Origin of the sequence: Kribbella soli, assembly GCF_004331345.1 — a bacterium.
GTDB classification, from domain to species: Bacteria; Actinomycetota; Actinomycetes; order Propionibacteriales; family Kribbellaceae; genus Kribbella; species Kribbella soli.
Genome location: NZ_SJJZ01000003.1, coordinates 554,630 through 579,258, shown reverse-complemented (window position 1 = coordinate 579,258; position 24,629 = coordinate 554,630). Strand labels below are relative to the sequence as shown.

The following is a 24,629-nucleotide window of genomic DNA, read 5'->3' as shown; positions in this document are numbered from 1 at the left end:
GAAATTGGTGGGTCAGCCAGGCAAATGTGAGAGGGGGTGGGGGTCAGGCCTTGGTGAGCCAGTAGGTGAGTTGGAGGTCCTCTTCGGTGCCGGTGGCAACGTCCGAGGATTCTGACGGGGCCGCTTGGCTGAGTTCGACGGCGAGGACCTCGCGGGCGATCTCGTCGGAGTGCTTGCCGAGGGCATCGGTCAGCTCGGCATCGGTCGAGGTCAGCCAGACCTTGATCCGGTCCGACACCTCGAGGCCGGCGTTCTTCCGGGCCTCCTGCAGGGTGCGGACCACCTCGCGCGCCAGGCCGGCCTGCTTGAGCTCCGGCGTGACCTCGAGGTCGAGGGCAACGGTCTCGCCCTGCTCGTTGACCACCGACCAGCCTTCCTTCGGCCGCTCGGACACCAGCACCTCGGCCTCGCTGACCTGGACGTCCTCGCCGTCGACCACCACGGTCGCCGTACCCGACTCCTTCAACGCGGCAGCCAGCGCGCCGGCGTCGGCAGCAGCGATCGCCGCCGCGACCACCGGGGTCTGCTTGGCGAACCGCTTGCCGAGCTCCCGGAAGTTGCCCTTGGCAGAGAACTCGACCAGATCCGCGCCTGCCGAGGACAACGGTGCGACCGTGCCCACGTTGAGCTCGTCGGCGATCTCCTGCAGCAGCTCGGGGGAGAGGTCCGCGATCGCGGCCGACCCGACCAGTGCGCGGGCCAGCGGCTGCCGCGTCTTCACCTTCGCCTCGGCGCGGGCCGACCGGCCGAGCTCGACGACCCGCCGCGCCATCGACACGTGCTGCGCCAGTACGTCGTCGATCAGCGTCTCGTCGTACGTCGGGAAGCTCGTCAGGTGCACCGATTCGGGCAGGCCGGACGTGACCGGGCGGAACACGTCCTGCCAGACCCGCTCGGTGACGAACGGCGTCAGCGGCGCCATCACCCGGGTGAGTGCTTCGAGCGTCTCGTGCAAGGTGGCCAGCGCGCTCGCGTCACCGGACCAGAACCGGCGGCGCGAACGGCGGACGTACCAGTTCGAGAGCACGTCGACGAACGAGTTGACCAGCAGACCGAGCCGTTGCGTGTCGAACGCGGCGTACGCCTCGTCGGTGTCCCGAACGAGTCGGTGCGTCTCGCTGACCAGCCAGCGGTCCAGCACCGAGCGGTCTTCGACGGCCGGGGCATCGGCGGGTGACCAGTCGGCCAGCCGGGCGTACAGCGCGTGGAACGCGACCGTGTTCCAGTAGGTGAGCAGCACCTTCCGGACGATCTCGTTCAGCACGTTCGGCCCGATGCCGCGCGCCTTCCACGGCGACCCGGACGCGGCCATGAACCAGCGCACCGCGTCCGCGCTGTGGTCGTCCATCAGCGGGATCGGCTCCAGGATGTTGCCCAGGTGCTTGGACATCTTCCGGCCGTCCTCGGCCAGGATGTGCCCGAGGCAGACGACGTTGCGGTACGACGACTCGTCGAACACCAGCGTGCCGATCGCCATCAGCGTGTAGAACCAGCCCCGCGTCTGGTCGATCGCCTCGGAGATGAAGTCCGCCGGGTAGGTCTCCGCGAACTTCTCCTTCGACCCTTCCGCCCACGGGTAGCCCCACTGCGCGAACGGCATCGAGCCCGAGTCGTACCAGGCGTCGATCACCTCCGGTACGCGGCGCGCCTCGGCGCCACAGGTCGGGCAGTCGAAGGTGATGTCGTCGACGTACGGCCGGTGCGGGTCGGTTGCGCTCAGGTCGCGGCCGGCCAGTTCACCCAGCTCCGCCAGCGATCCGACGCACACCTGGTGGTCCCCATCGCAGCGCCAGATCGGCAGCGGCGTACCCCAGTAGCGCGAGCGGGACACGGCCCAGTCGATGTTGTTGCGCAGCCAGTCGCCGTACCGGCCCCACTTGACCGAGTCCGGGTACCAGTTGGTGTTCTCGTTCTCGCGCAGCAGGGCGTCCTTCACCTGGGTGGTGCGGATGTACCAGGACGGGAGCGCGTAGTACATGACCGGCGTGTGGCAGCGCCAGCAGTGCGGGTACGGGTGCTCGTACGGCACGTGCTTGAACAGCAGACCGCGGTCCTTCAGGTCCTTGACCAGCGTCTCGTCGGACTTCTTGAAGAACTGCCCGCCGACCAGCGGTACGTCGGCGTTGAAGTGACCGCTGGGGTCCACCGGGTTCACCACCGGCAGGTTGTACGCGCGGCCCACCGCGAGGTCGTCCGCGCCGAAAGCGGGGGACTGGTGCACCAGACCGGTGCCGTCCTCGGTGGTGACGTAGTCCGCGAGTACGACGTAGTGCGCCGGCTCGTCGAACGGCACGAGCTCGAACGGTCGCTGGTACGTCCACCGCTCCATCTCGCGACCGCCGTACTCACCGGTGACCGTCCAGCCCTCGCCGAGCCGGTCCAGCAGCGGCTTGGCGACCACCAGCGACTCGGTGCCGTCGGTGGCGACGACGTACTCGACCTCTGGGTGTACGGCGACCGCAGTGTTTGAAACGAGTGTCCACGGAGTCGTCGTCCAGACCAGCAGCGACGCCTGGCCGGCCAGCGGGCCCGAGGTGAGCGGGAAGCGGACGTAGACCGACGGGTCGACGACGGTCTCGTACCCCTGGGCGAGCTCGTGGTCGGACAGGCCGGTGCCACAGCGCGGGCAGTACGGCGTGATCCGGTAGTCCTCGACCAGCAGGCCCTTGTCGTGGATCTGCTTGAGCGACCACCACACCGACTGGACGTACTCCGGGTCCATCGTCTTGTACGGGTGCTCGAGATCCACCCAGTAGCCCATCCGGACGGTGAGCTCGTTGAACGCGTCGACGTGCCGCAGCACGGACTCGCGGCACTTGGCGTTGAACTCGGCGATGCCGTACGCCTCGATGTCGGTCTTGCCGTTGAAGCCGAGCTCCTTCTCGACCGCGACCTCGACCGGGAGGCCGTGGCAGTCCCAGCCGGCCTTGCGCTCGACCCAGAAGCCCTTCATGGTCCGGTAGCGCGGGAACACGTCCTTGAAGACGCGCGCCTCGATGTGGTGCGTGCCGGGCATGCCGTTCGCGGTCGGCGGACCCTCGTAGAACGTCCACGGCTGACCGCCGACGGACTGCTCGAGGCTCTTGGCGAACGTGTCGTGCTCGTCCCAGAGGGTGAGCACCTCGCGCTCGAGCGCGGGGAAGTCGACCTGGGCGGGAACCTGCCGCCACGGGATCCCAGAGTTGTGCGCTGCCGCCATCTTTCTGCGTCCTTCGTCCGTCCCTGCTACTGGACGAGGGACGAAGTGCCGGGCCTGTCGCCTGGCTACCGCGCGGTACCACCCTCCTTGGCGACCGAAAGTCCGGTCACCCACTTCCTTGACGACACGCTGCCGGTTCTAATAGGTCCCTACGGACTGTTCTTCCGGCGGCTCCGGGGTGATGGCCCCATCACTGCCTTGCGGTTCGCAGTCATGAGTGTACGGCGTCGTACGAGGTGACTACGAATCGTTAATCAGTGGTATTGCGAGAATTCGGGTATGAGAATTCTCGTGCGGGTGAAGCCGGGGGCTTCCAGGACCGCGGTGGGTGGCCGGTACGACGGTCCGTCCGGGCCGGCGCTGGTGGTCGCGGTGGCAGCCCGTGCGGTGGAGGGACAGGCAACGAAGGCTGTCCTGGCGGCGGTGGCAGCGGAGTTCGGCGTACGGGGGTCCGCAGTAACTCTGGTGCATGGTGCGACCAGCAGGGACAAGCTGGTCGAGGTGGAGGGGGATGCGAACGACATCCGGTCGCGGTTCGAGCAACTGCTCGGTTGACCTGCGAATGTTACGGACAGTGATGTCCGCAATGCGGTTGTGACGCGCAGAACATCGAGCGGACTTGAAGAACCGACTACCGTATGTCCACGGTCTGCGAGTCGGACTGGCACGCGGTGTTCGCGTGGCCTACTGTCTTGCGACCAGTCCGCTTCAGTCTCCGACGGAAGGCAGGGGGTAGCTGACCATGGCTACATCGGCACGGAAGAAGTCCGCCCCCCAACGTTCTGCCGCGGCCAAGAAGAGCGCGGCCAAGAAGAGCGCCGCCGAGAAGCAGTCCGAACCGGTCCAGAAGACGACGGCTCGCAACGGTACGGCGAAGACCTCGCCGGCCAAGAAGACCTCCGCGGTGAAGAAGTCGTCATCGACCACCGCGGCCAAGAAAAGCACAGCGGCTAAGACCCCTGCCAAGCAAGCTCCGACGAAGAGGGTGGCCATGAAGACGAACGAGAACAGGACCCCGGCGACTGCGCCGGCGAAGTCCGCAGCACACACGGCCGAGACCTTCAAGGTGAAGCCGGGCGAGGACCCGTGGACCGCTGCCGAGCTGGCCGAGCTGCGCGCCGAGCTCGAGGGTGAGGTCGAGCACCTCAAGCAGGAGATCAAGGACGCCGAGCAGGAGATCGCGGGCCTGTTCCGGGACGGCAGCGACGGCGCCGGTAACGACCAGGCGGACGTCGGCTCCACAACTCTTGAGCGGTACCACGAGCTGACGCTGGCCAACAACGCCCGCGACATGCTGAACCAGATCGAGTTCGCGCTGACGCGGATCGACGACGGCACGTACGGCGTCTGCGACAACTGCGGCAACGCGATCGGCAAGGGTCGGCTGCAGGCATTCCCGCGTGCGACACTGTGCGTCTCATGCAAAGAACGCCAGGAACGCCGCTGAACGACGCCGCCTCGTCCCACCAGGTGGGGGACGCAGACTCACCGGAACCGGCCGACGACCCGTCGGCCGGTTCTCCGTCGTCCGCGGCGAACGAATCCGGCCGCGACGACGACGGCTCGTCCGGCGGGCGGTCGTGGAAGTGGACTGTTGTGTTCGGCGGGGTCGGGTTGCTGATTCTGGTGCTGGATCAGGTGACCAAGGCGCTCGCCTTGGCGCATCTGACGCCGGGTGAACCGGTGGATGTGATCGGCTCGCTGCTCAAGTTCAACCTGATCCGGAACTCCGGCGCCGCGTTCAGCCTCGGCGCCGGCTACACGCCGTACATCAGCGCGGTCCAGATCACCGTGGCGCTCGGCGTGGTCTACCTGTCCCGCAAGCTCGGGTCGGCGGGCTGGGCGGTCGCGTTCGGCCTGCTGTTCGGCGGTGCGGTCGGGAACATCCTGGACCGCATCTTCCGGGAGCCCTCGCCGTTCCACGGGCACGTGGTCGACTTCCTGCAGACCCCGCACTGGGCGATCTTCAATGTCGCGGACATGGCCGTGACGTCGGCCGCCGTACTGCTGGTGATCCAGACACTGCGCGGGATCAGGCTCGACGGGACCCGGGAGCACCGCCAGTGAGCTCCCGGACCGTGATGGTGCCCGACGGTCTCGCGGGGGAGCGGCTGGACGCCGCGCTGTCGCGGCTGTTCGGTGTCTCCCGGACGAAGGCGGCCGAGCTGATCGAGTCCGGCCTGGTCCAGGTCGACGGGGCCACGGCGCCGAAGTCGTCCCGGGTCGCGGCCGGCGTACTGCTCGACGTCGAACTGCCGGCCCCGCCGTCCGAGGTGACCGTCGTACCGGAGACCGTCGACAACCTGCGGATCGTGTACGACGACGACGAGATCGTCGTCGTGGACAAGCCGGTCGGCGTCGCCGCGCACCCGTCGCCCGGGTGGACCGGCCCGACCGTGATCGGGCATCTGGCCGGCGCGGGCTTCAACATCTCCACGAGCGGCGCAGCCGAGCGCAAGGGCATCGTGCACCGGCTGGACGTCGGAACGTCCGGGCTGATGGTGGTCGCGAAGACGGAGTACGCGTACACCGTCCTGAAGCGCGCCTTCAAGGAGCGCACGGTCAAGAAGATCTACCACGCGCTCGTGCAGGGTCATCCCGACCCGTTCACCGGTACGGTCGACGCGCCGATCGACCGGCACCCGCACCACGACTACAAGTTCGGCGTGGTGGCCGGCGGCAAGCCGAGCATCACGCACTACGAGACCCTTGAGGCGTTCCGGTACGGGACCCTCCTGGAGATCACCCTCGAGACCGGCCGCACCCACCAGATCCGCGTCCACATGTCCGCGATCGGCCACCCGTGCTGCGGCGACCTGACGTACGGCGCCGACCCGGTGCTGGCCGAACGCCTCGGCCTCACCCGCCAGTGGCTGCACGCGATGCGCCTCGGCTTCACCCACCCCGGCAGCGGCGAGTACGTCGAGTTCACCTCGAAGTACCCCGAAGACCTCGACCAGGCCCTCGACCTGCTCGTCGACGCCCAGTAAACCTCGCCTCGCAATCCGCACCGCTCCCGCAGCGTGCGCTCCGAGCCGGTCTCAAGCGCTCCGATCCGGCCTACCCTGAGGCATGGCGGGGTCGAAGCCAGCATCGGCTCGTGGGCGGTTGCCGGCTGAGCTGACCAGTTTCGTCGGACGGCGTCGCGAGCTGGCGGATACGAGGCGGTTGCTGTCCAGCAGCCGTCTGCTGACGCTGACCGGCGCCGGGGGAGTCGGCAAGACCCGCCTGGCACTGCGGATGGCTGCCGAGGTACGGCGTACCTTCTCCGACGGAGTGTGGTTCGTCGAGCTGGCTGCGCTGCACGACCCCGCCCTGCTCGGGCTCACGCTGGCGGGAGCGCTCGAGCTGAGCCAGGTGTCGGCCGACCCGACCGCTGATCTCGCCGAGTACCTGGAAGACAAGCACCTGCTGCTCGTGCTGGACAACTGTGAACAGGTGGCCGACGCCTGCGCCGTCCTGGTGAGCAAGCTGCTGGCCGCCGCGCCACAGCTCCGGATCCTCGCGACCAGCCGGCACGTGCTGGGCGTGGAAGGTGAGCAGGTGCTCGCGGTGCAGCCCTTGTCGACACCGCCGGCGGACGCTCCGGACGCCGACGTGGGTCAGTACGAGTCACTGGTTCTCTTCACCGACCGGGTGCGCGCTGTGGTGCCGGAGTTCGAGATCGACGAGAGCAACCGGGCTCAGGTGATCGAGGTCTGCCGGCAGCTGGACGGCGTACCGCTCGCGCTGGAGCTCGCGGCGGTGTGGATGCGGACCCTGTCCTTGTCGCAGATCCTGGAGCGGCTCGAGGACCGCTTCCGGCTGCTGTCCGGTGGAAGGTCGGCCGGACCGGTTCGGCAGCAGGCGCTGGACGCTGCAGTGACCTGGAGTTACGACCTGTGCTTACCGGCCGAGCGGCTGCTGTGGGAGCGGCTGTCGGTCTTCTCCGGCGGCTTCGACCTCGAGGGCGCGGAGGAGGTCTGTTCCGGCGACGGAATCCCACGGCACGACATGCTCGACCTGGTCGCGGGTCTGGTGAACAAGTCGATCATCACCCGCACGATGGCCACCACTCACACGGTTGCCTGGTACGACATGCTCACCACGATCAGCCAGTACGGCGGCCTGCGGCTGGCCGAGGCCGGCCGGACCCGGGAGTTCAAGCTCCGGCATCGTGACTACTACCGGGCGCTGGCGGCCGCGTGGGCGGAGGACAGCTTCGGTCCGGGGCAGGCCGACTGGTTCATCCGGATGCGCCGTGAGCACGACAATCTGCGGGCCGCGCTCGACTTCTGCCTGGCGGAGCCTGGTGAGGGCCCGGCCGCCGTAGAGATCGCCGCACCGCTGTGGAACTTCTGGTTCGCCGGCTTCCTCCGCGAAGGTCACCGGTACCTCACCCTGGCGATCGGTGCAGCGCCGGAGCCGACGCCCGCGCGGGCCCTGGGGCTCTGGGCGGGCGGCTATCTGGCGATGTTCCTCGGCGAGACGGACCAGCTGGGCCCACTGCTGGCGGAGTGCGCGGAACTCGCCGAGCGGTACGACGACGATCCGCTGCGCGCCCGGATCGCGGAGGTCGCCGGGCATGCGCTGCTCTACCAGGGTGACCTGCCCGGCGCGATCACCCTGCTGGAGGAGGGCCTGGCCGGGTACCGTGCGGTCGGCGACAAGCTCGGCGAGTTCGACTCGCTGATCCTGCTGGCCGCGACCACCTTCTTCCTCGGCGATCCGCGGGTGGAGGGGTTCAGTCAGGCGGCGTACGAACTGGCCGCATCCCGGGGCGCGGACTCGTCGAAGGCCTATGCGCTGTGGAGTGTCGGGCTCGTGCAGTGGCGCGACCACGATCGGTTCGACGAGGCGACCCGGTCGTTCCGGGAGGCGATCCGGTTGTGGCAGCCGCTGAACGACCGGACCGGGATCGGGTTCTGCATGCAGGCGCTCTCGTGGTGCGCCGGCTCGGCCGCACCGGACGAGCGGGCCGCCCGGTTGATGGGTGCGTCGCGGGCGGTGTGGCGATCCAGTGGTGCACATGTCGACGAGACGACGCCGTACAGCCAGTTCGACGACCAGACCGAGCAGGGGATCCGGGCAGCGGTCGGCGACGTCGCCTTCGACGCGGCGTTCGCGCAGGGGGCGGCGTACTCGTTCGAACAGGCGGTCGCGCTGGCGCTGGGGGAGGAGCGGGAGAGCGCGGCGAAGCCTGGGCTGGCCGGGCGGCTGACGCGGCGGGAGCACGAGATCGCCGTACTGCTCGGTGAAGGCCTCAGCAACCGGGAGATCGCCGCCCGTCTGGTGATCTCGCAGCGCACTGCCGAGACCCATGTCGACCACATCCTGAGCAAGCTCGGCTTCGCCTCCCGGGCGCAGGTCGGCCGCTGGGTGGCCGAGCACCCCGAGCGGTAACGTTTCCAGGGCTACCTACGTACCGAAATACGTAGGTGTCCCGATGCCTTGGCCGTCCGGTCTGCGGATCCTTGCTGACAACGTTGTCCCCTCACACCGTTGCCGAGGTTCCCGATGTCTCCCGAGACGAGTTGCCCACCGCTCCGCGGCAGCACGCCCGGCTGGTGGCGGGATGCGGTCATCTACCAGGTCTACGTGCGCAGCTTCGCGGACTCCGACGGTGACGGGATCGGCGACCTGGACGGTGTCCGGGCCCGGTTGCCGTACCTGCGCAGCCTCGGCGTCGACGGGCTGTGGCTGAACCCGTTCTACCCGTCACCGCTGCACGACCACGGGTACGACGTCTCGGACTATCGCGGCGTCCACCCGGACTACGGAACGCTGGACTCCTTCGACCGGCTGATCCGCGACGCCCATCGCCTCGATCTCAAGGTGATCGTCGACGTCGTACCGAACCACTGCTCCATCGAGCACCACTGGTTCCTGGCGGCGCTCGCGGCCGGTCCCGGGAGCCCGGAGCGGGACCGGTTTCATTTCGCGGACGGTCAGGGCGACGAACCGCCGAACAACTGGCGGTCGATCTTCGGTGGGTCCGCGTGGCAGCAGGTGCCGGACGGCCAGTGGTACTTGCATACCTTCGCGACCGAGCAGCCCGACTTCAACTGGCGGCACCCGGACGTCGAGGCTGCCTTCGAGGAGGTGCTGCGGTTCTGGTTCGACCGTGGCGCCGACGGGCTGCGGATCGACGTCGCGCACGGGCTGCACAAGGCCGAAGGGCTCCCGGACCATGAGCAGGCCGACCACGACGAGCTGACCGGCGACCCGATCAACCCGCACGCCTGGAACCAACCCGAGGTGCACGACGTGTGGCGCAGTTGGCGGGCCGTCGCGGAGGAGTACACGCAGCGGACCGGCAGGGAGCGGGTCCTGGTCGGCGAGGTCGGCCTGCTCGACACCGAGCAGCTCGCGCAGTACCAGCGCCCGGACGAGCTGCACCAGACCTTCTTCTTCGAGTTCCTCCGCGCCGACTGGGAGGCGCCGGCGCTGTACGACGTGATCGACCGGGGGCTCGAGACGATCGCCGGGTCCGGGTCCTCCGTCGCCTGGGTGCTGAACAACCACGACATGCCGCGGTCGGTCACCCGGTATGCCGGAGGTGCACCGGGCACCGGACCCGGCGATCTCGAACTCGGCCTGGCCCGGGCCCGGGCGGCCGCGCTGCTCATGCTGGCGCTGCCGGGATCGGCGTACCTCTATCAAGGCGAGGAGCTCGGCCTGCCGGAGGTCACCGATCTGCCCGAGCACCTGCTCACCGATCCGATGTTCCACCGCACCGGCGGGGTCCGGCGAGGACGAGACGGGTGCCGCGTCCCGCTGCCCTGGACGGCGGAGCACGACGTGTTCGGGTTCTCACCGGACGGCTCTGCCGGTACGACGTGGTTGCCGCAGCCGGACTGGTTCGCGGAGCACGCGGTGGACCGGATGCTCGACCGCGGTGACTCGATGCTGCACCTGTACCGGGAGGCACTCGCTCTGCGGCACCGCCTCCCCGCACTCGGGTCGGACGACTTCCGCTGGCTCCCGACCGAGCCCGGCGTACTGGCGTTCACCCGCGGCGACGGCTTCGCCTGCGTCGTCAACTGCTCGCCCAAGCCCGTCTGCAACCCGGTCGACGGCCCCCTGCTCCTCGCCAGCAACCCCGAGGCCGGCGAGAAGCTCCCCCCGAACAGTGCCGCCTGGACCCTGGTGGAGGGCGAGGCATGACGCGTCCCTTGGCTCTCGGCTACATCCGGGCACGGGTGCAGACGACGGACGACGAGATCGCCGCGGCGAAAGTGGACCTGGCGGCGTTCGCCCTGGCCGAAGGCCTTGCGCTCGGCACCGTCTATCTCGAACACCCGCGGACCGCACCGGCCGCGTTCGAGGCTCTGCTGGACGAGGTCCGCAGCGACAACGACGTCTGGGTCGTGGTGGTGCCGACCCCGCAGCACCTGACCGACGGCGGTCTCCCAGTGATGAGACGAGACCTGGAACACCACGGCGCGGTGCACGTGATGGTCGCGGCTGCGACCCCCTGAACCGGCTGACCTGGCGTCCTTGAGACCCCTGCTCGACGCCAGGTCGGCCGCTCCACTCCTGCCGCACCTCCGGGTGCGAACTGGTGTGGAAGTGGTGCGTTCCATGCCCGGATAGCGGGCGGTGGAGGGCTCGCCGGTGAGCCGATTCAGAACTGTCCACGGGCCCGCATAGGCTGTACCGGTCCACCTGAACCGTGCCCTGGGAGGTCTGCGTCGATATGGCGTCCAGCGACAGTTTTGTGCATCTCCATGTGCACACGGAGTACTCGATGCTGGACGGCGCCGCGCGGATCGACGAGTTGTTCAAGACCGCCCAGGAGATGGGCATGCCGGCGATCGCGACCACGGACCACGGGTACGTGTTCGGCGCCTACGAGTTCTGGAAGACCGCGAAGAAGTACGACGTCAAGCCGATCATCGGCGTCGAGGCGTACCTGACGCCGCACACCCACCGCTCGGAGCGCAAACGGGTCAAGTGGGGCGACGCGAACGCCGGCCGTGACGACGTCTCCGGCTCGGGTGCCTACACCCACATGACGCTGCTGGCGAAGAACACCTCCGGCATGCACAACCTGTTCAAGATGAGCTCGCTGGCCAGCCTCGAGGGCTACTACTTCAAGCCCCGGATGGACCGCGACCTGCTGAACACCTACGGCCAGGGCCTGATCGCGACCACCGGCTGCCCGTCCGGCGAGGTGCAGACCCGGCTCCGGCTGGGGCAGTACAAGCAGGCCGTCGAGGCCGCCGCGGAGTTCCGCGACATCTTCGGCCGGGAGAACTACTACTGCGAGCTGATGGACCACGGCCTAGGCATCGAGCGGAACATCCAGGGCGACCTGCTGAAGCTGGCCAAGGAGCTCGGCCTGCCGCTGGTCGCGACCAACGACCTGCACTACACCAAGCCCGAGGACTCGACCGCGCACGCCGCGCTGCTGTGTGTCCAGTCCGGCTCGACGCTGTCCGACCCGAACCGGTTCAAGTTCGACGCGAACGAGTTCTACGTCAAGACCGCGGCCGAGATGCGCGAGGTCTGGAAGGACTACCCGGAGGCGTGTGACAACACGCTGCTGATCGCCGAGCAGTGCGACGTCAGCTTCACCGAGGGCGAGGGCCGGTTCATGCCGCGGTTCCCGTGCCCCGAGGGCCACAACGAGGAGTCGTGGTTCGTCGCCGAGGTGGAGACCGGCCTGCACTACCGGTATCCCGACGGCATCCCGGACGACGTCCGGAAGCGGACCGACTACGAGATCGAGGTCATCGTCTCGAAGGGGTACGCCGGGTACTTCCTGGTCGTCGCCGACTTCATCAACTGGGCCAAGGCGAACGGCATCCGGGTCGGCCCGGGCCGTGGTTCCGGCGCCGGGTCGATGTGCGCGTACGCGATGAAGATCACCGACCTGGACCCGCTGCTGCACGGTCTGTTCTTCGAGCGCTTCCTGAACCCGGAACGTATGTCGATGCCCGACTTCGACATCGACTTCGACGACCGTCGCCGCCCCGAGGTGATCCGCTACGTCACCGAGAAGTACGGCGACGACCGGGTCGCGATGATCGTCACCTACGGCACCATCAAGGCCAAGCAGGCGATCAAGGACGCCGGCCGGGTGCTGGACTACCCGTTCGCGATGGGCGACCGGATCACCAAGGCGATGCCGCCGGCGGTGATGGGCAAGGACGTCCCGCTGTCCGGCATCTTCGACCCGCAGCACAAGCGGTACTCCGAGGCCGGCGAGTTCCGCCAGCTGTACGAGGGCGACCAGGACGTCCGCAAGATCGTCGACACCGCCCGCGGCCTGGAGAACCTGAAGCGCCAGTGGGGTGTGCACGCGGCCGGCGTGATCATGTCCAGCGAGCCGCTGATCGAGCTGATCCCGATCATGCGCCGCGAGCAGGACGGCCAGATCATCACCCAGTTCGACTACCCGAGCTGCGAGACGCTCGGCCTGGTCAAGATGGACTTCCTGGGCCTGCGGAACCTGACGATCATGGACGACGCGGTCAAGAACATCGAGGCCGCGCACGGGATCTCGGTCGACCTCGACAAGCTGAGCAAGGACCTCGACGACAAACCGACGTACGACCTGCTGGCGCGCGGTGACACGCTCGGCGTCTTCCAGTTCGACGGCGGGCCGATGCGGGCGCTGCTGCGGCTGATGAAGCCGGACAACTTCGAGGACATCTCCGCGAGTACGGCGCTCTACCGGCCGGGCCCGATGGGTGCGAACAGCCACACCAACTACGCGCTGCGCAAGAACGGGCAGCAGGAGATCAGCTACCCGCACGACGAGCTCGCGGTCGCGCTCGAACCGGTGCTCGGCGTTACCTACGGCCTGATCGTGTACCAGGAGCAGGTGATGGAGATCGCCCAGCGCCTGGCCGGCTACACGCTCGGCAAGGCGGACCTGCTCCGCCGGGCGATGGGCAAGAAGAAGCGCGAGGTGCTGGACGCCGAGTACGTCGGCTTCGCCGAGGGCATGAAGTCGAACGGGTTCTCCGACGCGTCGGTCAAGGCGCTGTGGGACGTTCTGCTGCCGTTCTCCGACTACGCGTTCAACAAGGCGCACTCCGCGGCGTACGGGCTGGTCTCGTACTGGACCGCGTACATGAAGGCGAACTACCCGGCGGAGTACATGGCTGCCGTCCTGACGTCCGTGAAGGACGACAAGGACAAGATGGCCATCTACCTGAACGAGTGCCGCCGGATGGGCATCAAGGTGCTGCCGCCGGACGTCAACGAGTCGGACTCGAACTTCACCCCGGTCGGCACCGACATCCGCTTCGGCCTGTCCGCGATCCGCAACGTCGGAGTGAACGTGGTCGCCGAGGTCGTCGCGGCCCGCGAGGAGAAGGGCCGGTTCACCGACTTCGTCGACTTCATCGACAAGGTGCCGCTGCCGGTCTGCAACAAGCGTGTCATCGAGTCGCTGGCCAAGGCCGGCTCGTTCGACTCGATGAGCCACGCCCGGCGGGCGATCGTCGCGGTGCACGAGCAGGCCGTCGACGAGGCCATCGACCTGAAGCGGAACGAGGCGCACGGGCAGTTCGACCTGTTCTCGATGGGCGACGACGACGCGGACGAGGGCGAGGGCAACAGCCGCCTGACCGTGACCGTCCCGGAGATCGAGGAGTGGGACAAGGCCACCAAGTTGGCGCACGAGCGCGACATGCTGGGGCTGTACGTGTCCGACCACCCGCTGTTCGGCGTCGAGCACGTCCTCACCAACGGCAGCGACTGCACGATCGGTCAGTTGCTCGCCGACGAGGAGCGGCCGGACGGCAGCCGGGTGACGATCGGCGGCCTGGTGACCGCGGTCCAGCGGAAGGTGAACAAGCGCGGCGACATCTACGCGATCGTCACCATCGAGGACCTCGAAGGTTCGATCGAGGTGATGATGTTCTCCTCGGCGTACCAGCTGCACGCGCACCTGCTCACCAACGACGCGATCATCCTGATGAAGGGCCGGGTACGCCGCCGCGAGGACCGGCTCGAACTGAGCGGCGACGAGGTCGTCGTCCCGGACCTCACCGAGGGTCCGAGCGGCCCGGTCGTCCTCACGATGCCGGTCAACCGCTGCACGCCGCCGGTCGTCGACCAACTGAAGGACATCCTGACCTCACACCCCGGCATGACGGAGGTCCACCTGCGCCTCCAGGCCCGCCAGAAGACCACCGTGATGCGCATCGGCGACCGCTTCCGAGTAACCCCCACCTCATCGCTGATGGCCGACCTGAAAGCCCTCCTGGGCCCCTCCTGCCTGGCCAGCTGATCGATTGTGGAACCCATGCGTCACACTGGCGTCGTGAGTCAACCACCACAACCTCCACAGCCGCAGTCCGGGCAGCCGTCGTCGCCGTACCTGGCACCGCCGTCGTTGAACCCGTTCGGGGGTCCGGTGGTGGAGGAGGCGCGGTTGCCGTGGGCCAAGGCGATTCTGGTGACTGTGGTGGTGTTCCTGGTCGCGGGCGTCGTGGCCGGGTGGGCGTGGCAGCAGTTCTCGCCGCTGGCGCAGTACACCGTGGACGAGCAGGGTGGCGCGCTGGGCGAGGAGCAGATGACCCGGATCTTCGGGCCGGACGGGACGTTCACCGCGATCGGGTTCGTCGCGGCACTGGTGCTCGGCGGCGCGTTGTTCTGGTGGCTGCGGAACTACGGTCCGTGGTCCGTTGCGATCGTCACGCTCGGTGCGTGCCTCGGCGCCGGAGTGTCGTGGGGTGTCGGGATGCTGCTCGGGCACGACCCGCTCGATGCGCGGCTTCGGGCCGCGCACCCGGGCGATCTGGTCGCGGCCCCGCTGGAGCTGCACACCTGGACTCCGGCGGCTTCCTGGCTGGTCGGCGCCGCGTTGGCGTGCGCGATCATCGCGGCCACTACCTGGCGCGCGGACCCGGTTGCAACCACTTCGCAACCTGCTGCGTCTGACTCTGCACCGCCGGTCCACTAGCCTTTGCAGGTCCGGCGGTGAGGCCACCGGAGCCAGCGAGGGAGCATATGTCCGACCAGAACCAACCACCCACGTACCCAGGTGCCGGCGGTCAGCAGCCGCACTACGGCCCGCCGCAGGGCCAGAACTCCTGGCCCCAGCAGGGCCAGCAGCCGGGCCAGCAGGGCGGCCCACAGGGTTATCCGCAGCAGCACCCGCAGCAGGGCCAGCAGTACGGCGGCCCGCAGCAGGGTGGCCCGCAGTACGGCGGCCCCCAAGGTCCGCAGGGCCCGCAGCACGGTGCGCCCCAGCCTCAGCAGGGCGGGCAGTACGGCGGTGCGCCGTACGGCCAGGGTGGCTACGGGCAGCCGGGTCAGCCGAGCCAGCCGGGTCAGCCGTCGTACGAGCAGATGCATGTCGGTGGGCAGCCGCCGCAGGGTCCCGGGTACGGCGGCCCGCAGCAGTGGCAGCCGGAGCCGAAGAAGAAGCGCGGCAAGCTGATCCCGATCATCGCCGCACTGGCGATGGTGCTGGTGGTCGCGGGCGGCGGCATCTTTGCCTACGGCAAGCTCGGCGGCGGCGGCAAGCAGCCGGCCGACGTCCTGCCGGGCACCGCGGTCGGTTACGTCCGCGTGGACCTGAACCCGTCCGCCGGCCAGAAGGTCGCGGCGATCCGGTTCATGATGAAGTTCCCGTCCGTGAAGGACAACCTGGGCCTCACCAGTGACCAGGACGACCTGAAGCAGAAGCTGTTCGAGCAGATCAAGAAGTCTGCCGGGGACGACCTCGCCGAGGTCGACTACGACAAGGACATCAAGCCGTGGCTGGGCGACCGCGCCGGTTTCGCCGCGCTGCCGCCGGCCGAGGGCAAGGACGATCCGGTCCCGGTGGTCGCGGTCGAGGTCAAGGACGAGGACGCCGCGACCAAGGGCATGGACAAGCTGCTGGCGAACGAGGACGAGAAGCCCGGTCGCGCGTTCAGCAACGGCTACATGCTGCTGTCCGAGGACCAGGCGACCGTCGACGCGGCGATCGCCACGGCGAAGGACAACCCGCTGAGCAAGAACGCCAAGTTCAGCGCGGACATGGACAAGCTCGGCGAGCAGGGCTTCATCTCGGGCTGGGCGGACGCCAAGGGCCTGGCCTCGATCAGCGGCAAGGTCGACTCCGGTCAGCTGTCCGGTCTCGGTGACGCCAGCGCCGCGGTGGCGCTGCGGTTCGACGCGTCGTACGTCGAGCTGAAGGGCATCGCGCACGGCGACAAGAGCGTCAAGGTGGGTGCTGCCGACGCCGGCGACCTGGTCACGAAGCTGCCGGACGGTACGGCCGGCGCGATCGCGATCTCCGGCGGCGAGAACCTGATCGACACCGCCTGGGCGCAGGTGCAGAAGGCGGGCGGCGAGAACCTTCAGCCGATGATCGACCGGATCGCGCAGGAGACCGGCCTGAAGCTGCCGGACGACCTGAAGAGCCTGGCCGGCAAGAACCTGTCGGTCTCGATCGACAAGGACACCGCCGACGGCCCGAAGATCGCGGCCCGGATGGAGACCGACCCGGCGAAGGCCGAGCCGGTCGTGCAGAAGCTGACCACGCTGCTCCGCCAGCGTTCGTCGGCCAACATCCCGATCGAGACCGCGAAGGACGACGACACGCTCGTCGTCTCGACCAGCAAGGACTACGCCGACCAGGTGCTGAAGGGCGGCAACCTCGGCCAGACGGAGAACTTCAAGCAGGCGCTGCCCGACACCAAGGGCGCGGTGATGATCGGGTACGTCGACTTCGAGGCGGCCGGCTCGGTCAGCGACCGGTTCTCCGACGACAAGGACCTGGCCGCGCTCCGCTCGGCCGGCATCGTCACCCGCTCCACCGGCGACGGCGAGGCAGAAATCAGCCTCCGCGTAGTCGCCAAGTAGTAGAACCGCAGAAGAAGCCCCGGACCGCCTGACCACAGGCGTCCGGGGCTTCTCTATGGACCCAGCACTCCGCGACTTTGTGCATGACGTCCGTACGTCGGGGCGCTCGATCTGCGGATCCGGTGCACAAAGTTGCCGCGGCGATGTCGAAAAGCGTGGATCGGGTTCTACCTCCGGAGTGAAAGCACCTCTTCACGAAGGAGAAATCGTCATGAACTACATCAGCGAGATTCGTACCGTCGGCGTACCGGTGAGCGATCAGGACCGGGCGGTGGCGTTCTACACCGAGACGTTGGGGTTCGAGGTGGTGATGGATGCGCCGTTGCCGCAGCTCGGTGGGCGGTGGATCGTGGTCGCGCCGTCGGGGGCCGCGGGGAGCATCGCCCTTGTCCCCGCGAGCGAGGGCAACCCGGCCGGCGTCGACACCGGCATCCGGATGGCGAGCCCGGACGCGAAGGCGGCTCACGAGCACTTCCTCGGCGCCGGCGTCGACACCGACGAACTGCTGGAGTGGCCGGGCGTCCCGCCGATGTTCAGCCTCCGCGACCCCGACGGAAACCGCCTCTACATCTCCCAGGCCTGACTCGTACGGGAATCTCCGAGCTCCGACTCAGACGAGGACGTGTCCGCCGTCGACGCTGACGATCGAGCCGGTCGCGTACGGCTGGTTCATCAGGTAGACGTAGGCGGCGGCGATGTCCTCGGGTTCGCCGACGCGTTGGACGGGCAGGTGGCGGGCGGTCTCGTCGTACTCGAGGGCGCCGCGCCACAGCGGCGTACGGACGACACCGGGTTTGACGGCGTTGACGCGGAGCGGGGCGAGTTCGAGGGCGAGAGCCCGGACGAGGGAGTCCACCGCGCCGCAGATACTCGCGGCGACCGACCAGCCGGGTCCTGGTCGGTCCGCGGCGGCGCCGGTCGTGAGTACGACGGAACCGCCGGGACGGAGCTTCGGTACGGCGGCACTCACAGCACCCAGCGCACCGAAGTAGCGCAGCTCGAAAGCGGCCCGCGCTCGGTCGAGGTCCATCGTGCCGACCTCGAGCAACGTCAGCGCCTCGCCGGCCGTGAAGACCAGGTGGTCGAACGGATCCAGTCCGGTGAAGAACGCCGCCACAGCAGCGGAGTCGGTGAGGTCGACGGCTGTGCCGGTGGCCGAGCCGGGGAGGCTCGCGAGCGCCAGCCGCACCGACTCAGGGTTGCTGGAGGCAACGATCACGGTCGCGCCCTGGGCGGCGGCGAGTTGAGCGGTCGCGAGCCCGATGCCCGACGTACCACCGAGGACGACGACGCGTTGGTCCTGCAGAGTCACGGAACTGCCTTTCGTGGTGGGGATTTCGCTTCCACGATGCGGCCGTCCGGGCGCCGGCGTCCAAGACCTGTTCCGGTCGCTGTAATACCCTGAAGGTATTATGGATCTGGATCTCCGCAAGCTCCGGTACTTCGTGGCCGTCGCCGAGGAACTGCACTTCGGGCGCGCGGCCGAGCGGCTGCACATCGCGCAGCCCGTGCTGTCCCGGCAGATCCGCGCACTCGAGGACGAGGTCCGGGCGCAGTTGTTCCTGCGCACCAAGCGAGCCACCGAACTGACGGCGGCCGGTCGCCAGTTGCTCGACGACGCCCGTCCGCTGCTGGCGGCCGCGGACGCCACCCAGCGCAGGGTGGCGCTCGCCGCGCGCGGGTCGAAGACGTTCACGATCGGCTTCATGCCGGGCCTGACCGTGACCGAGGCGGTTCGCGGGTTCGGCCAAGCGCATCCCGACCTCGAGATCGAGCTGATCCGGACCACATGGGACGACCAGGTCGACGTACTGCACGACGGTCGCGTCGATGTGAGCATCGTCCGGCTGCCGATCGATCAGGCCGGGCTGACCGTTCGCCCGCTGTTCGAGGAGCCACGCGTCGCCACCCTGCCGGCCGATCATCGCCTGGCCGGCAAGCCCGTCATCGATATCACCGACCTCGCCGACGAGCACCTGCTGCAGGACCCGGACGCCGTACCGGAATGGCGCGACATCGCCGTCGAGCTCCGCACCCGGACGGCCAAGCCGGTCCCCGTCCTGCGCAGCGTCGAGGAGAAACTCGAACACGTCGCCGCGGGCCACGGCGTCTCGATCATCCCGCTGTCCGTCGCGACCTTCTACCAACGCCCCGACGTCGTCACGGTCCCGGTCGACAACCTCGCTCCGAACACGGTCTGCCTGGCGTGGATCGCCACCCGGCGCGCCCGTCTCCTCCAGGATTTCGCCACCCTGGCCACTTCGGTCAGCTGGACGCCGTAGAACTGCCCGATCTACGTACCCGGTAGCGGAGGTGCGTCGCTCGCGGAGTGTCGATCACCCGGACGATCTCGAGTTCGACGCGTTCGGGGAGTACGTCGAACAGCCGCAGGCCGCTGCCGAACAGGACCGGCACCTGGCTGATCTGCAGCTCGTCGAGGACCCCGGCCGCCAATGCCAGTTGTGCGGTGACCGCGCCGTGCACCAGCACGTCCTTGTCGCCGGCCGCTGCCTTGGCCTGCGCCATCGCGGTCTCGATGTCGCTCACGACGTGGACGTTCTCGTAGTCCACCGGTGACGGGTCGCGGCTGAGGACGAAGATCGGTACGCCGTGATGGTCGCCGCCGTAGTAGTCGACCTGCTCCGCCGTACGCCGACCGACCAGGGTCGCGCCCGTCGAATGCAGCTCGTCCCAGATCTCACCGGGCTCGCCGTCCGGGCGGCCCACCTCGCCGTCCGCGTTCAGGTACCACTCGTGCAACCGCATGAAGTCGTCGCCGCCGGGGTTGCCCGGCCGGTCGTCCGGCCCCGCGATGTAGCCGTCGGCGGACATCGACATCAACAGCACGGATGAAGACATGATCGTTCTCCCAACCTCGCAGGCACGGCTGGTCCGCACCCTGTGCCTACGCGTCGAAGACCGGCAGCACGATTCGACATCACTCCTCGGCGAGAGTCTCGAGTACGCCGTCGCCGTACTTGGTCAGCTTGTTCTCGCCGATGCCGCTGATCGTGCCCAGCTCGGCCAGCGACGACGGCCGGTCGGTGGCGATCTGTCGCAGCGTCGCGTCGTGGAAGATGACGTACGCCGGAACTCCCTGCTCCTTGGCCACGGCCGCCCGCCACGCGCGCAACCGCTCGAACACCGGCGCCGCCTCCGGTGGCAGATCGGCCGCCGCCGCCTTCTTCCCGCCCGACGACCTGCTCGAAGACCGGACCCGCTCGGGCTCCCGGCGCATCATCACCTCGCGCCGCTTGCCGAGCACCTCGCCGCTCTCCTCGGTCAGCACGAGGGTGCCGTAGTCGCCCTCGACGGCGAGCAACCGGAGCGCGAGCAGTTGCCGGATCACGCCACGCCACTCGGGGTCCTTCAGCTCGGTGCCGATCCCGAACACCGTCAGCTGGTCATGCCGGAACTGCTTGACCTTCTCGGTCTCCTTGCCGAGCAGGATGTCGATCAGCTGCCCGGCCCCGAACTTCTGCCCGCGCTCGTGCTGCAGCCGGTACACGGTCGACAGCAGCTTCTGCGCCGCGATCGTCCCGTCCCACGACTCCGGCGGCGTCAGGCAGGTATCGCAGTTCCCGCACGTTGCACCCTGCTGACCGAAGTACGCCAGCAGCTGCGACCGGCGGCACTGCACGGTCTCGCACAGCGCCAGCATCGCGTCGAGATGCGAACTCAGCCGCCGTCGATGCGCGAGGTCGCCCTCGGACGTGTCGATCATCTTCCGCTGCTGTACGACGTCCTGCAGCCCGTACGCCAGCCACGCGGTCGAGGGCTGTCCGTCCCGCCCAGCACGACCGGTCTCCTGGTAGTACCCCTCGACCGACTTCGGCAGATCGAGATGCGCGACGAACCGGACGTCCGGCTTGTCGATCCCCATCCCGAACGCGATCGTGGCGACCACGACCAGCCCGTCCTCGCGCAGGAACCGCGCCTGGTTCGTCGCGCGGGTCCGGCTGTCGAGGCCCGCGTGATACGGCACGGCCTCGATCCCGTTCTGGGTCAGGAAGGCCGCGGTCTTCTCGACGCTGTTGCGGGACAGGCAGTACACGATGCCCGCGTCGCCGGCGTGCTCGGTGCGGAGCAGGCCGAGCAGTTGTCGCTGCGGGCTGTCCTTCGGGACGATCCGGTACTGGATGTTCGGCCGGTCGAAGCTCGCGACGAAGTGTTTCGCCTCGTCGAGCTTCAACCGGGTCGCGATCTCCTGGTGCGTCGCCTCGGTCGCCGTCGCGGTCAACGCGATCCGCGGTACGTCGGGCCAGCGCTCGTGCAGCTCGGACAGCATCAGGTAGTCGGGCCGGAAGTCGTGGCCCCACTGGGACACACAGTGCGCCTCGTCGATCGCGAACAGCGCGATCTTGCCCTGGTCGAGCAGCCGCACGGTCGCCTCGACCCGCAGCCGCTCGGGCGCCAGGTAGAGCAGGTCGAGCTCGCCGGCCAGGAACGCCTGCTCGACCTCACGCCGCTGCTCGAAGTCCTGCGTGGAGTTGAGGAATCCCGCCCGTACGCCGAGCGCGGTCAGCGCGTCCACCTGGTCCTGCATCAACGCGATCAGCGGCGAGATCACCACGCCGACGCCGGACCGGACCAGCGACGGGATCTGGTAGCACAGCGACTTGCCGCCGCCGGTCGGCATCAGCACCAGCGCGTCACCGCCCGCGACGACGGTGTCGATGATGTCGGCCTGCTCACCGCGGAAGGATTCGTACCCGAACACCCGCCGGAGGACCTGAAGGGCTTCGGAATCGGGCAGCTCGGTCGTCTCACTCACGTCGGCGAGTTTAGTGAGATCGCGCCGACGATGCTGGCGCGATCGCCGGACCCTGTGGATTACGGGTGAAATCGGCCGGCAGGGCGGGGAGTTCCTCGATCATCCATTGCCGCGGCGAGCAGCCCGCGATCGCCCGGAACTCACGGGTCAGATGCGACTGGTCGGCGTACCCGACTGCAGCCGACAGCTCGGACAGCCGGGTGCGCGGGTGCCTGCGCAGGTAGCTGGTGACGCGCTCGAAGCGCAGGACCCGGGAGGTGACCTTGGGCGGCAGGCCGAACTCGGACGTGAACCGGTCGGTGAGATGCCGCCGGCTCCAGCCGACCTCCGTCGCCAGCTCCTGTACGCCGATTGCGCCGCTCGATGCGCACAGTCGCTGCCACGCCCAGTCGAGCTCCGGACGAACCGCACTCGTCCGCCGCGCACCGAGCCCTCGCAGCAACATGTCCTCGAGCAGGTCGAACCGGGTCGACCAGCTCGTCTCCGCACGCAGGTGCTCGGTCAGCTCGCGGGCCGGTCGTCCAAGCACGTCGTCGAGCCCGACGACCGCTGACGCGAGCTCACCCGGCGGGAGCCCGAACAGCACCCGTGCGGCCGCAGGAGTGAGTGAGAGCTGCACACCGGCCCGGCTGGGCGTCTGACCGATCTGCACGGCGGTGGAGTGCAGCCCGCCGACCAGTGCGTCGTACTTCTCCACCGGACTGCCCGGCCATGCGACGCCCAGCGGCTCGTCGAGCGTGACGACGAGCGTCAGGTAGCGCGAGGGCAGGCCGCGGTGCAGGTCCGGGGGATCGGCGTCGTACGCATACCCGATGACGTCGCCGACGTACGGGCGCAGCGCAGCGTGCAGCGGACGCGTGCGGTGCTCCATCCCGGGCATGGATCCAGACTAGAGCCGGCCACGGACAGAACCGGTCCTCCAGGATCCGGGACCCGCGTACCGCCATCCGGACGAGCGTGGCAGGATCGGCAGGTACGTACACGTGTAGCAAGGAGATGTCGTCGTGCCCGCTCTCAGGTCCCGCACTGTCACCCACGGCCGCAACATGGCGGGCGCCCGCGCGCTCATGCAGGCCTCCGGGGTAGCCCGGGAGGACTTCGGGAAGCCGATCATCGCGGTGGCGAACAGCTTCACCGAGTTCGTCCCCGGCCACACGCACCTCGCCCCGGTCGGCCGGATCGTGTCCGAGGCGATCCACGCGGCCGGCGGGATCGCCCGTGAGTTCAACACGATCGCCGTCGACGACGGCATCGCGATGGGCCACGGCGGCATGCTCTACAGCCTGCCGTCCCGGGACCTGATCGCCGACTCGGTGGAGTACATGGTCGAGGCGCACTGCGCGGACGCGCTGGTCTGCATCTCGAACTGCGACAAGATCACCCCGGGCATGCTGAACGCCGCGCTCCGGCTGAACATCCCGACCGTGTTCGTCTCCGGCGGCCCGATGGAGGCCGGCCGGGCCACGCTCGTCGACGGCACGGTCCGCAAGCTCGACCTGATCGACGCGATGTCCGAGGCCGTCAACGAGAACGTCTCCGACGCCGACATCCTGCGGATCGAGGAGAACGCCTGCCCGACCTGCGGCTCCTGTTCCGGCATGTTCACCGCGAACTCGATGAACTGCCTGACCGAGGCGATCGGCCTCTCGCTGCCGGGCAACGGCTCCGTGCTGGCCACCCACACCGCCCGCAAGGCGCTGTACGAGAAGGCCGGCGAGACCGTCGTACGGATCACCCAGCGGTACTACGACAACGACGACGCCACCGTGCTGCCGCGGAACGTCGCGTCCAAGGAAGCGTTCGAGAACGCGATGGCCCTGGACATCGCGATGGGCGGGTCGACCAACACGATCCTGCACCTGCTCGCGGCCGCGCAGGAGGCGGAGGTCGACTTCGACCTCGACGACATCAACGCGGTCTCGCGCCGGGTCCCGTGCCTGGCGAAGGTCGCGCCGAACGTGGCGCCACAGGGGACGTACTACATGGAGGACGTGCACCGCGCCGGCGGCATCCCGGCCATCCTCGGCGAGCTGCACCGCGCAGGCCTGCTGAACCAGAACATCCACACCGTGCACAGCGACTCGATCGACGAGTGGCTGAAGACGTGGGACCTGCGCGGCGGATCGCCCTCGCCGGAGGCCGTCGAGCTGTGGCACGCGGCGCCGGGCTGCAAGCGGTCCGCGACCGCGTTCTCGCAGTCGGAGCGGTGGGAGACGCTGGACGACGACGCCGCGAACGGCTGCATCCGCGACCGCGAGCACGCGTACTCCAAGGACGGCGGTCTCGGCGTACTGAAGGGCAACCTGGCCGTTGACGGCTGCGTCGTGAAGACGGCCGGCGTGGACGAGTCGATCTGGACGTTCGAGGGTCCTGCGGTGGTGTGTGAGTCGCAGGAGGAAGCCGTCGAGAAGATCCTGGCCAAGCAGATCCAGCCGGGCGACGTCGTCGTGATCCGGTACGAGGGTCCGAAGGGCGGTCCAGGGATGCAGGAGATGCTGTACCCGACGTCCTTCCTGAAGGGCCGCGGTCTCGGCAAGGTCTGCGCACTCGTCACCGACGGCCGCTTCTCCGGCGGTACGTCGGGACTGTCGATCGGGCACGTGTCGCCCGAGGCAGCGTCCGGCGGGACGATCGCGCTGGTGCAGGACGGCGACCGGATCAAGATCGACATCCCGAACCGGACGATCGAGCTGCTGGTCGGCGACGAGGAACTGGCCGCGCGTGAGGCCGGGCTCGGCGGCGTGTACGCGCCGAAGAACCGCGACCGTAAGGTCACCACCGCTCTGCGCGCCTACGCCGCCATGGCCACCAGCGCCGACAAGGGCGCGGTCCGCGACATCTCCAAACTGGGGTCCTGAAAGA

18 protein-coding genes are annotated in these 24,629 nt (G+C 68.6%); 13 read left to right on the top strand and 5 right to left on the bottom strand.

All coding sequences use genetic code 11. From position 1 onward, the window contains the following. Window positions 1-43: 43 nt before the first annotated feature. On the bottom strand, window positions 44-3,199 hold the full coding sequence (ileS, locus tag E0H45_RS25640) for an isoleucine--tRNA ligase (protein ID WP_131341946.1): 3,156 nt from the start codon (window positions 3,197-3,199) through the stop codon (window positions 44-46). A 279-nt stretch (window positions 3,200-3,478) separates the two neighbouring features. On the opposite strand from ileS, the gene E0H45_RS25635 reads away from it, so the two are divergent. From E0H45_RS25635 to E0H45_RS25585, 11 genes are all read left to right on the top strand, one after another. Beyond that, a complete protein-coding gene (locus E0H45_RS25635) occupies window positions 3,479-3,754 on the top strand; it encodes a DUF167 domain-containing protein (RefSeq protein ID WP_131341944.1) in 276 nt (91 codons plus the stop codon). A gap of 187 nt (window positions 3,755-3,941) precedes the next feature. Further along, a complete protein-coding gene (locus E0H45_RS43355; RefSeq protein ID WP_131341942.1) occupies window positions 3,942-4,646 on the top strand; it encodes a TraR/DksA family transcriptional regulator in 705 nt (234 codons plus the stop codon). Then, complete coding sequence (gene lspA, locus E0H45_RS25625) at window positions 4,619-5,266, top strand: signal peptidase II (RefSeq protein WP_131341940.1); 648 nt, start codon at window positions 4,619-4,621, stop codon at window positions 5,264-5,266. The genes E0H45_RS43355 and lspA overlap by 28 nt, the downstream gene beginning before the upstream one ends. 14 nt (window positions 5,267-5,280) lie before the next feature. Next, on the top strand, window positions 5,281-6,189 hold the full coding sequence (locus tag E0H45_RS25620; RefSeq protein WP_131343813.1) for an RluA family pseudouridine synthase: 909 nt from the start codon (window positions 5,281-5,283) through the stop codon (window positions 6,187-6,189). Window positions 6,190-6,271: 82 nt separating this feature from the next. Continuing rightward, window positions 6,272-8,581, top strand: coding sequence for an ATP-binding protein (locus E0H45_RS25615; protein ID WP_131341938.1), 2,310 nt, complete (start codon window positions 6,272-6,274; stop codon window positions 8,579-8,581). A gap of 114 nt (window positions 8,582-8,695) precedes the next feature. Continuing rightward, on the top strand, window positions 8,696-10,345 hold the full coding sequence (locus E0H45_RS25610) for a glycoside hydrolase family 13 protein (protein WP_131341936.1): 1,650 nt from the start codon (window positions 8,696-8,698) through the stop codon (window positions 10,343-10,345). Continuing rightward, window positions 10,342-10,659 carry a hypothetical protein gene (locus E0H45_RS25605; protein ID WP_131341934.1) on the top strand — a complete coding sequence of 106 codons (318 nt, stop codon included), beginning with the start codon at window positions 10,342-10,344 and terminating at the stop codon, window positions 10,657-10,659. The genes E0H45_RS25610 and E0H45_RS25605 overlap by 4 nt, the downstream gene beginning before the upstream one ends. Window positions 10,660-10,877: 218 nt before the next feature. Further along, a complete protein-coding gene (dnaE, locus tag E0H45_RS25600) occupies window positions 10,878-14,426 on the top strand; it encodes a DNA polymerase III subunit alpha (RefSeq protein ID WP_131341932.1) in 3,549 nt (1,182 codons plus the stop codon). A 33-nt stretch (window positions 14,427-14,459) separates the two neighbouring features. Continuing rightward, the gene (locus E0H45_RS25595; RefSeq protein WP_238155271.1) at window positions 14,460-15,101 is read left to right on the top strand and encodes a hypothetical protein; all 642 of its coding nucleotides are present in this window, start codon (window positions 14,460-14,462) and stop codon (window positions 15,099-15,101) included. A 47-nt stretch (window positions 15,102-15,148) separates the two neighbouring features. Continuing rightward, window positions 15,149-16,993, top strand: a complete 1,845-nt coding sequence (locus E0H45_RS25590; protein WP_131341928.1) for a DUF3352 domain-containing protein — start codon at window positions 15,149-15,151, stop codon at window positions 16,991-16,993. A 211-nt stretch (window positions 16,994-17,204) separates the two neighbouring features. Further along, window positions 17,205-17,576 (top strand): VOC family protein, encoded by a 372-nt coding sequence (locus E0H45_RS25585; protein WP_131341926.1) that lies wholly within the window; start codon window positions 17,205-17,207, stop codon window positions 17,574-17,576. A gap of 27 nt (window positions 17,577-17,603) precedes the next feature. Here E0H45_RS25585 and E0H45_RS25580 read toward each other — a convergent pair whose 3' ends face one another. Further along, window positions 17,604-18,305, bottom strand: a complete 702-nt coding sequence (locus E0H45_RS25580; RefSeq protein WP_131341924.1) for an SDR family oxidoreductase — start codon at window positions 18,303-18,305, stop codon at window positions 17,604-17,606. A 100-nt stretch (window positions 18,306-18,405) separates the two neighbouring features. Here E0H45_RS25580 and E0H45_RS25575 point away from each other — a divergent pair, with 100 nt between their 5' ends. Further along, window positions 18,406-19,275, top strand: coding sequence for a LysR family transcriptional regulator (locus tag E0H45_RS25575; RefSeq protein WP_131341922.1), 870 nt, complete (start codon window positions 18,406-18,408; stop codon window positions 19,273-19,275). Here the strand turns inward: E0H45_RS25575 and E0H45_RS25570 are convergent. From E0H45_RS25570 to E0H45_RS25560, 3 genes are all read right to left on the bottom strand, one after another. After that, the gene (locus E0H45_RS25570; RefSeq protein WP_131341920.1) at window positions 19,259-19,852 is read right to left on the bottom strand and encodes a dihydrofolate reductase family protein; all 594 of its coding nucleotides are present in this window, start codon (window positions 19,850-19,852) and stop codon (window positions 19,259-19,261) included. The genes E0H45_RS25575 and E0H45_RS25570 overlap by 17 nt on opposite strands. A 79-nt stretch (window positions 19,853-19,931) precedes the next feature. Continuing rightward, complete coding sequence (gene recQ, locus E0H45_RS25565) at window positions 19,932-21,767, bottom strand: DNA helicase RecQ (RefSeq protein ID WP_131341918.1); 1,836 nt, start codon at window positions 21,765-21,767, stop codon at window positions 19,932-19,934. 10 nt (window positions 21,768-21,777) lie between these two features. Next, on the bottom strand, window positions 21,778-22,647 hold the full coding sequence (locus E0H45_RS25560; RefSeq protein ID WP_131341916.1) for a helix-turn-helix domain-containing protein: 870 nt from the start codon (window positions 22,645-22,647) through the stop codon (window positions 21,778-21,780). A gap of 124 nt (window positions 22,648-22,771) precedes the next feature. Between E0H45_RS25560 and ilvD the strand changes: the two genes are divergently transcribed. Next, window positions 22,772-24,625 carry a dihydroxy-acid dehydratase gene (ilvD, locus tag E0H45_RS25555; RefSeq protein WP_131341914.1) on the top strand — a complete coding sequence of 618 codons (1,854 nt, stop codon included), beginning with the start codon at window positions 22,772-22,774 and terminating at the stop codon, window positions 24,623-24,625. The last annotated feature ends 4 nt before the right edge of the window (window positions 24,626-24,629 follow it).